The sequence below is a fragment of the Micromonospora sp. NPDC003776 genome, from assembly GCF_053605645.1.
Window position 1 is genome coordinate 1 of sequence record NZ_JBSGJR010000171.1, and the last position, 11,572, is coordinate 11,572.

The 11,572-nt window shown below is 71.8% G+C and carries 12 protein-coding genes and 1 other RNA gene; 1 reads left to right on the forward strand and 12 read right to left on the reverse strand.

The features are described from left to right. Positions 1-492: thiamine pyrophosphate-dependent enzyme (locus ACWEVO_RS16205; protein WP_452308328.1), on the forward strand; the 492-nt coding region annotated here is incomplete at its 5' end. Between the two features lie 4 nt (positions 493-496). Here the strand turns inward: ACWEVO_RS16205 and ACWEVO_RS16210 are convergent. From ACWEVO_RS16210 to pruA, 12 genes are all read right to left on the reverse strand, one after another. Next, on the reverse strand, positions 497-1,480 hold the full coding sequence (locus ACWEVO_RS16210) for a hypothetical protein (RefSeq protein ID WP_452308329.1): 984 nt from the start codon (positions 1,478-1,480) through the stop codon (positions 497-499). Positions 1,481-1,518: 38 nt separating this feature from the next. After that, positions 1,519-1,983 (reverse strand): hypothetical protein, encoded by a 465-nt coding sequence (locus tag ACWEVO_RS16215; protein WP_452308330.1) that lies wholly within the window; start codon positions 1,981-1,983, stop codon positions 1,519-1,521. A 153-nt stretch (positions 1,984-2,136) separates the two neighbouring features. Next, positions 2,137-2,802 carry a hypothetical protein gene (locus ACWEVO_RS16220; RefSeq protein ID WP_452308331.1) on the reverse strand — a complete coding sequence of 222 codons (666 nt, stop codon included), beginning with the start codon at positions 2,800-2,802 and terminating at the stop codon, positions 2,137-2,139. A gap of 58 nt (positions 2,803-2,860) precedes the next feature. Next, the gene (locus ACWEVO_RS16225; RefSeq protein WP_452308332.1) at positions 2,861-3,991 is read right to left on the reverse strand and encodes a nucleotide disphospho-sugar-binding domain-containing protein; all 1,131 of its coding nucleotides are present in this window, start codon (positions 3,989-3,991) and stop codon (positions 2,861-2,863) included. Next, positions 3,988-4,578, reverse strand: coding sequence for a TetR/AcrR family transcriptional regulator (locus ACWEVO_RS16230; RefSeq protein WP_452308333.1), 591 nt, complete (start codon positions 4,576-4,578; stop codon positions 3,988-3,990). Before ACWEVO_RS16230 ends, ACWEVO_RS16225 begins: the two co-directional genes overlap by 4 nt. A gap of 115 nt (positions 4,579-4,693) precedes the next feature. Beyond that, positions 4,694-5,069: a transfer-messenger RNA gene (gene ssrA, locus ACWEVO_RS16235) on the reverse strand. A gap of 104 nt (positions 5,070-5,173) precedes the next feature. Then, a complete protein-coding gene (smpB, locus tag ACWEVO_RS16240) occupies positions 5,174-5,653 on the reverse strand; it encodes an SsrA-binding protein SmpB (RefSeq protein WP_452308334.1) in 480 nt (159 codons plus the stop codon). A gap of 135 nt (positions 5,654-5,788) precedes the next feature. Further along, entirely contained in the window at positions 5,789-6,664 is an 876-nt protein-coding gene (gene ftsX / locus ACWEVO_RS16245) for a permease-like cell division protein FtsX (protein WP_452308335.1), read from the reverse strand. A 71-nt stretch (positions 6,665-6,735) separates the two neighbouring features. Further along, positions 6,736-7,416: a cell division ATP-binding protein FtsE gene (ftsE, locus tag ACWEVO_RS16250; protein WP_452308336.1), complete on the reverse strand. Its 681-nt coding sequence runs from the start codon at positions 7,414-7,416 to the stop codon at positions 6,736-6,738. Positions 7,417-7,534: 118 nt separating this feature from the next. Continuing rightward, a complete protein-coding gene (prfB, locus tag ACWEVO_RS16255) occupies positions 7,535-8,656 on the reverse strand; it encodes a peptide chain release factor 2 (RefSeq protein ID WP_452308337.1) in 1,122 nt (373 codons plus the stop codon). A gap of 45 nt (positions 8,657-8,701) precedes the next feature. Next, a complete protein-coding gene (locus ACWEVO_RS16260) occupies positions 8,702-9,217 on the reverse strand; it encodes a helix-turn-helix transcriptional regulator (RefSeq protein WP_452308338.1) in 516 nt (171 codons plus the stop codon). A gap of 168 nt (positions 9,218-9,385) precedes the next feature. Then, positions 9,386-11,014 (reverse strand): L-glutamate gamma-semialdehyde dehydrogenase, encoded by a 1,629-nt coding sequence (gene pruA, locus ACWEVO_RS16265; protein WP_452308339.1) that lies wholly within the window; start codon positions 11,012-11,014, stop codon positions 9,386-9,388. Positions 11,015-11,572 lie beyond the last annotated feature (558 nt).

Here is an 11,572-nt window from a genome sequence, read left to right on the forward strand (position 1 = left end):
GTGCAGGAGTCACCGTCCAACCTGTCGGCGCTGCGCCGCCGGCTGCGGGTCGACCGGCCCCGGTCGTACTTCACGATGGCCAGCGGCGGCCTGGGGTTCGGCCTGCCCGCGGCGGTGGGGATCGCCCTGGCCGAGCGCGACACCGGGCGCGACCGGCCGGTGGTGGCGGTGATCGGCGACGGCTCGCTGCACTACTCCGTGCAGGCGCTCTGGACGGCGGCGCAGCTGCGCCTGCCGCTCGCCGTCCTGGTCCCGGTCAACCACCAGTACGCGATCCTCAAGGCGTTCGCCGAGCTGAAGCACACTCCGGGGGTGCCCGCGCTGGACCTGCCGGGGTTGGACGTGACGGCGGTGGCGCGGGGCTACGGCTGCGCCGCCGCGGTGGTGGAATCGCTGGACGGGCTGGGCCCGGCGCTGGACGCGGCGCTCGCCGCCGACCGGCCGACCGTGCTGCCGGTGCCGATCAGCACCGACGTGCCGCAGATCCTGTGACGGCTCACCGCCGCTGCCCCATCACCAGCGCCGTTCCGCTGCCCACGTCCAGCACCGCCCGCTTGCCCACCGGCGCCTTCAGCGTGACGGAGACCGGCCTGAGGACCAGCTGATCGGTACACGGCCCCGGGGTGGTGGTGACCGCGGCCCCGATCACCACCAGGTCGTCCCGCTCCAGCACCAGCGGGGTGGGCTCGCTGTCGCAGGCGCCGGTCCCGACCTGGTAGTCGAGGCGCGCCCCGTCGACCGCGTCGAGGCTCTCCACGGTGACCACGCCGTCCGGCAGGGACCCCGTGGGCGTGAGCCCCTCGGGCACGGCGCCGACGGCGCTCGGCGCGACCGCGACCCGGGCCACCGGCACCCGCAACTCGTCCACGGTGAACAGCCACGCCGGCACCTGGGCCGGCCCGCGGCTGGTCCGGACCGTGGCGCTGCCGAACGTCGCTCCGGTGACGGTCAGCGGCACGCAGGGCTCGGTCGCCGGGGTGCCGACCGGGCCGTCCGGCCCCGGCTCGATGGTCGGACCGCCGCCCGGGCCGGGCCTGCCGGGTCCACCCGTCGTGGGCTTCATCGGCCGGCCGGCGCACGGCGGCGGGTCGCCCCGGTCCAGTTGGGCGTACGCCGCGGCGGCGCTGACCAGCGGCACCCGCAGCGTGCCGTCGGGGAAGCGCACCGTGCCGTCGGCCGGTACGGCGGTGGGCAGCTCGATCTGCTCCCGGAACCAGCCCTGCCCGAACGCGACCTTGGTGTCGCCGGTGAAACCGGGGTCGCCGGCCAGCACCGTGCCGTCCTCGAGCGGCACGTACCCGCTGCGCCACGCGTCGCCCGGATGCCAGGCGTCGGCCACCTGGGCGGCCCGCTGGTCGAACGCCGGCCAGCCACTGCCGCCGGGACCGGTGGCGGGCGGCGCGGCCGGGCCGGAGCCGGGCGCGGCGCAGCCGGCGAGGAGCAGGAGCGGCAGGCCCAGCAGGGCCGTCGAGCGACGCATGGTGTTTGGACGCGCCGCCGGTGCGCCCGGTTCCCGGGTCAGTCCTCGCCGCCCAGGTCCGCCTGGTACGCCTCCCAGAGCAGGTCGGCGCCGCGCTGCCGGTGCCGGTGCAGCGCCCGGAGCAGCTCACCGACCCGGGATCGCAGCTCCTCGGCGGACACCTCGGGCAGCGCGGCGGCGTGCTGGAGGGCGGCCAGCGCCGCCACGATCAGGGCGTGTTCCCGGGTCAGCCGGCGTACGCCCCGGTCGAGCCGGGGCGCCTGCAGGAGCAGTTCGGCGTAGAGCCCGGTGGGACCCTCGGTGACCCGGACGTGCTCGGCGAAGCCCTGCCGCACCGGATCGAGGTGGTGGACCAGCCGCTCCCGCCAGCACGGCTCCCCCATCGGCACGGCGAGCGCCCGGACCAGGGCGGGCAGGTCGACGGCAAGGGTGGGCCACGGCTGGCGCGCGGCGGGCGGTCGGGCCACCGCGGCGACGGGCTGCTGGATCGGACCGGTGACCATGGGCACCTCCCGTCCGACGGCTCCGGCTCGGCGCGGCCGGGAGCCGTCGCTGCTTCGCTATCGCGTACAGCGATGGTGAACCCGGTCGGGGAGCCTGTCCAGGCCCGGCGGTCGCCTCATCTGCCCCGGCAGTCCCACTGGCCCCAGCGGCCCCTACAGTCCCAGCGGGTTGGCCGCCATGGCGCGCAGCTGCCCGGCGAGGACGTGCGCGTCGGCGTCCCGGCCCTCGGTCGGACGGCCGGCGGTGATCGCGTCGGCGAGCGCCCGCAGCTCGTACGGGGGCAGCCCGGCGAGCCCCATCCCCTGCAGCGGGACGGTGACCTGGCGGCCGGTGTCCCGGTCCCGGGCGATCAGGGTCGGCACCCGCACCACCGCGTCGTCGCCGGAGCGGTGGACGAGCGCGCCGCCCCGCACCTCGGCGGTGGCCAGGTCGACGGTGCGGGTGCCCAGGGCGCCGCGCACCGAGGCGCGGGTCCCGTCCAGCCAGGCCGCGGTGCGCAGCACCCGCAGCAGCAGGTAGAGCCCGAGCAGCACGACCGGCAGGCCGCAGAGCCCGACGAACCGCGCCGGGCCGAGCGCCGATGCGGTGGACCCGCCGGTCAGTTCCGGCGGGAGCATCCCGGGCGGCAGGTCCCGCGCGTCGTCGTACGACGGGAACGGGTCGCCGGTGCCGGTGAGCCGCGACAGCATCCGGTCGGCGAGGACCGGCAGCAGCACGAACGTGGCGCCGAAGGCGGTGAACAGGACCCCCACGACCGCCGCCAGGGCACGCTGGCCGGGCGAGGCGCCGACGGACAGGCGGATCTTCTCGGTCGTCACAGCGGGGAGCGTAGACCGCCGCGTCGAGCGGCGGAGGCCGTGCCCGCCCCGACGAGCGTCACGCCGGGGCGGCGGAGCGACGGGGGGCGCCGGCGACGTCCTCGATCTCCCGGGCGGCGGCGACGGCGCCGTCCGCCTGCCGGATGCGCCCGCCGAGCCGCGCCGCGGCGGCACGGTGCGGCCCGTCGGCGAGCATCTGCCGGAGCGCGGCCCGGATCTCGCCGGGGGCGGCGGTGCGGGCGAGGGTGGTGGCCGCGCGCTGCTGCTGCACCGCCTTCGCCACGCCCGGCTGGTCGCCGAGGGCCAGCATGGGCATCAGCACCATCGGCAGGTCGTGCGCGAGCGCCTGCATCGTGGTGCTGTGCCCGGCGTGCCCGACCACCAGGGACACCGCCGGCAGCAGCGCCGAGTGCGGCACGAACCGGTGCGCGTCCACGTTGGCCGGCAACCGGAGTTCGCCGGGATCCACGGAGTGCCCGGTGGTGAGCACGACCGGCACCGGCAGTTCGGCCACCGCGTCCATGACCGCCTGCAGCGTGGCGGTCTGGCCGGGATAGTGGATCGAGCTGAGGCTGACCAGGATGCGCGGCTCGTCGACCGGGCGGGGTTCGGCGGGCGACCAGCCGGCGGGCCAGGCCGGGCCGACGATCCGGACGTTGGCGGGCAGCGGCCGGTCGGGTTCCAGCTCGGGCAGACTCAGCACCAGGGCCCGGTCGGCGCCGTCGAGCAGGCGGCGGGGCGGCAGTCCCGTGAGCCGCCCCAGCAGGCCGACCGGGCCGCCGGCCCAGGTGCGCGCGACGTAGTCGTACCGGGTGTGGACGAGCGCGACGTGCCGGACGCCCAGCCGCCGTGCCGCGCCGAGCGCGCCGAGCAGCAGGCAGTCGACGACCACGACGTCCGCCGGCTCCCGCCGTAGCGCGTCCGCGAGTTCCGCGCCGATGGTCCGGTCGGTGAAGAGCCGCAGGTACCCCAGCGCCTGCCGGGAGCCACCCACCCGGGCCACCGGCGACCAGTTCCGGACCCTCCGGTACGCCTCAAACGGCAGGCCCGCGCCTTCCACGGTGTCCCGCTGCGCGGGATGGCCGAGCACCCGGACCCCGTGCCCCCGGTGCCGCAGTTGCCGGGCGACCGCGAGGGTGGGCGGTACGTTGCCGCCGCCGTCCCAGGTGACGAAGAGGATGGACGTCATGGTTCGCCTCCTGGCAGGACGGCGTGGATGAGGCGGCGTACCCGGGCCTCGGCGTCGACGCGGGCGAGGCCGCGGTCCCGGACCAGCAGCTTCCAGGTGTAGACGTCAGTGGCGACCACGAGCAGGTCGACGGTGGCTTCCCGGTCGTCGGGCGGGTCGGGCAGCAGCGGGCCGAACACCTGCCGCACCCACTCGCGGTGCAGGGCGCGGCCCTGGGTGGTCATCTCGTTGATCTTCCCGTCCCGGCGCTCCTGGCCGAGGAAGCCGATGACCGCGTCGCCGCGCCGGTCGTAGTGGTCGAAGATGATCCGGACGGCGGCGTCGACGTCCCCGACCGGCGTCTCCCGCTCCCCGGCGACCTGCTCGGCGCCGTGGACCAGCGCGGCCTCGAGGAGGGCGTCCCGGGTGCCGAAGTGGCGCAGGACGGTCTGCACGCTGACCCCGGCCCGCTCGGCCACGTCGGCGAGGACGATCTCCAGCGTCGCCTTCCGCTCCGCCAACGCGACGGTGGCGTCCAGGATCCGTCGCCGCGTCGCGGCGGCCGCCTCGGCGCGCTTGCTCTGGGTGTAGGTACGCGTGACTTTCATGTCAACGTCCATTAACGCCGAATCAAGGGTTCGTGTCAACGTCCGTTAACGCCAAATCGCGATCCGGGTGGAGACACACGAAGAGGGAGTGTCGATGACACTCCCTCTTCGCGATCGGTGGAGGTGCCGGGAATCGAACCCGGGTCCTTCGCCGCCTTGTCAGGGCTTCTCCGAGCGCAGCTCGCTGTGCCTCTACTCGGCCCCTCCGATCACGCGAGCGAGTCGGTGTGACGGGCCCAGTCGCTGATTGATCTCGCCGCACGGACCCCGCGACCGGGTCCGATTGGCCAGCCTCCTAGCTGATGCCGGCTAACTGGGTCGAAGGCACTCCCAGGCCGACAGACTCGCTACTCGCCTCAGGCGGCGAGAGCGAAGTCAGCGCGATTGTTCTTGGCGCTTATTGGTTTCCGACGACCGATTCACGAGACGACGTCGGCTTCCTCGGCTCGCTTCCCCTGCCGCAACGTACGAAGTCGAAACCAGTCACCCCCTCGACGGGCTGCCCCTGTCGGCAGCAACACCAAGCCTAACGCCTGGCGCAACCGGATTCATTCCGAGGCCGACCCTGACCGGCTACCCGGACAAACCGGAAATCTCACTCATCCATGCCCTTGCCGCGCCGACCCGCCACGCGGGCGATCTCCCGCTCGGCGTCCCGCTTGGCGAGGTCCTGCCGCTTGTCGTACGTCTTCTTACCCTTGGCCAGGCCGATCTCCACCTTGGCCCAGCCATCGGAGAAGTAGACCTGCAACGGCACCAGGGTCAGACCGCTCTCCCGGGTCTTGCCGATCAGGCGGTCGATCTCCAACCGCTTGAGCAGCAGCTTGCGGGTACGCCGGGGCTCATGGTTGGTCCAGGTGCCCTGGGTGTACTCCGGGATGTGCATGCCGTGCAGGTAGAGCTCGCCGTTGCGCTCCTGGGCGAACGCGTCGACCAGGGACGCCCGGCCGGCCCGCAGCGACTTGACCTCGGTGCCGGTCAGCGCCATGCCCGCCTCGTACGTGTCGAGGATGGCGTAGTCGTGGCGCGCCTTCTTGTTGGAGGCGACCACCTTGCGGCCTTTTTCCCGTGGCACCGGCGCCACCTCCCTTCCCATCGGTCCGCGACCCACGGGCCGGCGGAGCGGAGATCATGCTACCCCGAACACAAGGGCCCTCCCGCGCCGTTTATTCCGGCGCGGAAGGGCCCCCGGGAGAGCCGTACCGGGAAACTAGACCCGCAGGTAGAAGCGGAGCGTGACCCAGGCGGTGACCGCGCTGACCACACCACCGACGGCGGCCATCAGCGGGAACGTGAGCAGGATCTCCGACCACGAGATCGGGGTGATCAGGCCCTCCAGGGCGGCCAGCGAGCCACCGCCGGCGACCAGCTTGACCCCGATCAACGCCAGCAGGCCGAGGATCGAGCCGAACAGGCCGGCGACCACCGCCTCCAGCACGAACGGCGCCTGGATGAACCAGTTGGAGGCGCCGACCAGCTTCATGACCGCGACCTCGCGCCGCTTGCTGTAGGCGGCCACCTGGATGGTGTTCGCGACCAGCAGGAGGGCGGCGACCGCCATCACGATCGCGATGGCCAGGGCGAAGTTCTGGATCCCGGTCAGCACGCCGAAGACCTTGTCGAGCAGCTTGCTCTGGTCGACGATCTCGTCGACCCCCTCGGAGTCCTTGTACTGGTCGTAGATGCTCTTGTACTGCTCCGGGTTCTTCAGCGTGATCCGGAACGACTCGGGCAGCTGGTCCGGCTTGACGGCGTTCACCAGGTCCGGGGCGTCCGCGTACATCTGCTTGAAGCGGTTGTACGCCTCGTCCTTGTTGACGTAGGTGACCTCCTTGACCAGGGGGTCGCCCTTCAGCTTCGCGTCCAGGTCGGTGCGCTGCTGCTCGCTGACATCGGTCTTGAGGAAAATCGAGACCTGGACGTTCTCGTAGTAGAGGTCCTTCATGTCGCCGACCTTCTGGTAGAGAAGGCCGCTGCCGCCCAGCATGAACAGCGACACCGCCATCGTGATGATCATCGCGATGGTCATGGTCACGTTGCGCCACAGTCCGACCAGTACCTCGGACAGGACGTATTTCATCCGCATCGGGAAATTCCTCCGGCTCTCCGGCGTGAGGTGTTCGTCGTCAGGGTCTACGGATCGTCAGCCGGGACGGCTCAGCCGTAGACGCCACGGTGCTGGTCGCGCACGATGCGGCCGCTCTCGATCTCGACGACGCGGCGGCGCATCTGGTTCACGATGTTGGAGTCGTGCGTGACCATCACGACGGTCGTGCCGGTGCGGTTGATCCGGTCCAGCAGGCGCATGATCTCGATCGAGGTGTCCGGGTCCAGGTTTCCGGTGGGCTCGTCCGCCAGCAGGATCAACGGCCGGTTCACGAACGCCCGCGCCACCGCGACCCGCTGCTGCTCACCACCGGAGAGCTCGTGCGGGTAGCGGTGCTCCTTCCCACCGAGACCGACCAGCTCCAGCACCTCCGGCACGACCCGGCGGGCGACCGCCTTGGTCTTGCCGATCACCTCCAGCGCGAACGCCACGTTCTCGTACGCGGTGCGGTTCGGCAGGAGCCGGAAGTCCTGGAAGACGCAGCCGATGGAGCGCCGGAAGTGGGGTCGCTTCCAGGCACGCATCGACGTGACGTCCTTGCCGTTGACGACGACCCGCCCCTTGTTGGGGGTGACCTCGTGCAGCAGCATCTTGATGATCGTGGACTTGCCGGAGCCGGATGGACCGATGAAGAAGACGAACTCGCCCTTCTCGATCGAGACGGACACGTTGTCGAGCGAAGGCCGGGACGCCTTCGGGTACGTCTTCGTCACTTGCTCAAGCTGAATCACGGGTCGAGAGTCTACGCGGTGTAACGGAAGAGCCAAGCCCCCCGCCCCATCGTTGCGAGTCGCGTCATCGATTCAGCCGGTCAGACAGAGATCGACGACGCGCTCCGTCCAACCCCGATCACGCACCGTCAGCGGTGAGCTGCTGCTGCTTCCGCCAGCGGATACCGGCCTCGATAAAGCCGTCCAGCTCGCCGTCGAAGACCGCGGACGGATTGCCCGTCTCCTGCTCGGTACGCAGATCCTTCACCATCTGATACGGGTGCAGGACGTACGAGCGCATCTGGTCGCCCCAGGAGCCGGCGGCGTCGGTCTTCAGGCCCTGGAGCTTGGCCTGCTCCTCCTGCCGCTTGCGCTCCAGCAGCCGGGCCTGGAGCACCCGCAGCGCGGACGCCTTGTTCTGCAGCTGGGACTTCTCGTTCTGGCAGGTGACCACGATGCCGGTCGGGATGTGGGTGATCCGGACGGCCGAGTCGGTGGTGTTCACGCTCTGCCCACCCGGGCCCGAGGACCGGTAGACGTCGATCCGCATCTCGTTCTCGGGGATCTCGATGTGGTCGGTCTGCTCCACGACCGGCAGCACCTCGACACCGGCGAAGCTGGTCTGCCGGCGACCCTGGTTGTCGAACGGACTGATCCGCACCAGCCGGTGCGTGCCGGACTCCACACTGAGCGTGCCGTAGGCGTACGGCACCTTGACCGTGAAGGTGGCCGACTTCAGGCCCGCCTCCTCGGCGTACGAGGTCTCGTAGACCTCGGTCGGGTAGCCGTGCCGCTCGGCCCAGCGCAGGTACATCCGCAGCAGCATCTCGGCGAAGTCCGCCGCGTCCACCCCGCCGGCGCCCGCCCGGATGGCGACCAGCGCCTCCCGGGAGTCGTACTCGCCGGAGAGCAGGGTGCGGACCTCCATCTCCTGGATGGCCTTGGTCAGCCCGGTGATCTCCGACTCCACCTCGGCCAGGGTGCCCGGGTCCGACTCGGCCTGGGCGAGCTCCAGCAGCACCCCGGCGTCGTCGAGCCGGGAGCGGAGGCTGCCCAGCTTGCTGATCTCGCCGTTGACGTACGACAGCTGGGACGTGACCTGCTGCGCCTTGGCCTGGTCGTCCCAGAGGTCGGGCGCGGAGGCCTCCTGCTCCAGGCGGGCCTTCTGCTCGCGCAGCTTGTCGAGGTCGAGCACGGCCTCGATGTTGCGCAGGGTGGCGTCGAGTTCCTTGAGCTGTTCGGCGTAATCGGCAGCGGTCACGACAGACAAGCCTACTGCCTGGGTCGCCTCACCCGCGGCAGGTGGTCAGCCGACCGGGGCGCTCTTGAGCCAGGACAGCGCCGCCTTGTGGTAGGCGACCGCGAACTCCAACGCGCTGGCGTCGTAGTTGTCGCCTTCCTTCTTGGCATTCTTGACCTGCTCACGCACCGCCGCCAGGGCCTCGGTGTGGTACTCGTTCGCCGAGGCGTACAGGTTCTTGAGCTGGCTGGCCGAGTGCAGGTTGCCGAAGGCGATCCGTAGCGCGATCGGGTTACGGATGGTGTCCTTGCCGGGATTCTCCGCCAGCCAGCGGGAGAATGTCCGTTTCCCGGCCGCTGTGAGCGCGTACGGCTGGCTCATCCGCGGCCCGGGCTTCCCGAGCCGCACCAGACCCTTCTCCGCCAGCACCGGGAGCTCCCGGTAGACCTGGCTGCGGGTCATCGACCAGTACGGCGCCAGCCGCCGCTCGGCGGCGGCCATCAGCTGGCCGCCTGTCATCGGGCCGTCGTGCAGCAGACCCAGCAGGGCCGCGGCCGTCGGGTTGACTCCGGATTCCGCCATGCCCTCTAAGCTGCCACTTTGTCGGCATCGGCGTCCACGTTTCGCCGATTTCGCCACCTGTTGGCGGGTCCGATGTGCACTGTCGGGCGACGACAGTCCGCCGGGGACGCCCGACCCACCCGCCCGGGCGGGTGAGGAAGGGCCCCCGGAGGGGCCCTTCCTCACACCTCAGCCCATGTGCGGGTACGTGTGATCGGTCGGCGGGACGAAGGTCTCCTTGATCGTCCGCGGCGACGTCCAGCGGACCAGGTTGTGCCAGGAGCCCGCCTTGTCGTTGGTGCCGCTGGCCCGGGCGCCGCCGAACGGCTGCTGCCCGACCACCGCGCCGGTCGGCTTGTCGTTGATGTAGAAGTTGCCGGCCGCGTACCGCATCTTCTCCGCCACCTGGTCCACCACCCGGCGGTCGGTCGCGAAGATCGACCCGGTCAGGGCGTACGGGGCGATCGACTCGGCCTGGTGGACCACCTCGTCGAAGCGGGCGTCGTCGAAGACGTGCACGCCGAGGATCGGGCCGAAGTACTCGGTGGTGAAGGTCTCGTGCGCGGCGTCCGAGCACTCGAAGAGGGTCGGCCGGACGAAGTAACCGACCGAGTCGTCGGCGGTGCCGCCGGCCAGCACCGTGCAGCTGTCGTCACCCTTGATCAGCTCCAGCGCGGCGAGGTGCCGGCCGAACGCCTTGTCGTCGATGACCGCGCCGCCGAAGTTGCTGAAGTCGGTCACGTCGCCGTAGGTCAGCGAGTCGGCGGTCGCCGCCAGCCGGTCCCGCAGGCCGCCCTCCCAGATCGAGCGCGGGATGTACGCCCGCGACGCCGCCGAGCACTTCTGCCCCTGGTACTCGTACGCGCCGCGGATCAGCGCGGTGTGCAGGGCGTCCACGTCGGCGCTGGCGTGCGCGACCACGAAGTCCTTGCCACCGGTCTCGCCGACCAGGCGCGGGTAGCCCCGGTAGCGGGCGATGTTCTCGCCGACGGTCCGCCACAGGTGCTGGAAGACCTTGGTCGAGCCGGTGAAGTGGATGCCGGCCAGGTCGGGGTCGGCGAGCACCACGTCGGAGACATCCTCGCCGCGCCCGGTGACCATGTTGATCACACCGGGCGGCAGGCCGGCGGCCTCGAACAGACGCATGGTGAAGTGCGCCGCGAACTGCTGGGTCGGGCCGGGCTTCCAGACCACGGTGTTGCCGAGCAGGGCCGGCGCCGAGGGCAGGTTGCCGGCGATCGCGGTGAAGTTGAACGGGGTGACCGCGTAGACGAAGCCCTCCAGCGGGCGGTGGTCGAACCGGTTCCACACCCCGGGCGAGGACATCGGCTGCTCGGCCAGCAACTTGCGGGCGAAGTACACGTTGAACCGGAGGAAGTCGATGAACTCGCAGGCCGAGTCGATCTCCGCCTGGACGACGGTCTTCGACTGGCCCAGCATGGTGGCCGCGTTCAGGGTGTCCCGCCACGGGCCGGAGAGCAGGTCAGCGGCGCGCAGGAAAATCGCCGCGCGCTCCTCGAAGGGCAGCGCCCGCCACATCGGGGCGGCGTCCTTGGCCGCCTTGACCGCGGCGCGGGCGTCGTCGTGGGTGGCGTGACCGGTGACGCCGAGCACGTGGGCGCGCTTGTGCGGCTGCACCACGTCGATCGACTCACCGCCGGCCATCCGCTGCTCGCCGGCGATGGTCATCGGCAGCTCGATCCGGTCGGCGGCCAGCTCGGTCAGCCTCCGCTGGAGCCGCTCCCGGTCGGCGCTGCCGGGCTCGTAGGTGTGGACCGGCTCGTTGCGCGGCTCGGGTACGGAGAACACGGCGTCCATCACAGGCTCCTGTGCGATCTCGACGGCGGTGGCGAAATCGGACCCGCGGGCACCGACCGGGCGGCCGGGCGCCGGGCACCGCGCGGCGGACCGGTCGCGGTGGCGGGACCTCGGCCAATTCTTCCATGCGGCAGCCCCGGACATCCTCGCCGGTGCCGTCCCCGACTGGAACTCCGGCGGCACTGCGGCACGACGGACCGTAGGCCGACGCTCGCCCCTACCCGACCAACCGTCAGCCAATCCGGCCTCCCGCCTGCGATCCGTCGCCAGACCCCTCCGGCGGGTAACCGCGCGGGTCACCCGCGAGAGGCCACGCTTCGTCGCCGCCGGGCACGCCGGGCGAACCGTCCCCGGAGACGATGCCCGGACGGGACCGGCCGGGCCCGAGGGGCGCGGGGCCGGCCCCGGGTGGCGCGTACCCTGGATGGCCGGTGACCTGCCCGGCCCCGCGCGGCCGACTGGCGTCCGTCGAGAGGGAGACGATGAGCAAGCAGCCCGGCAGCTCCACGGCCGCGGAGCCGGACCAGCCCGAGGTCGCCCCGGTCGAGGCGCCCGAGC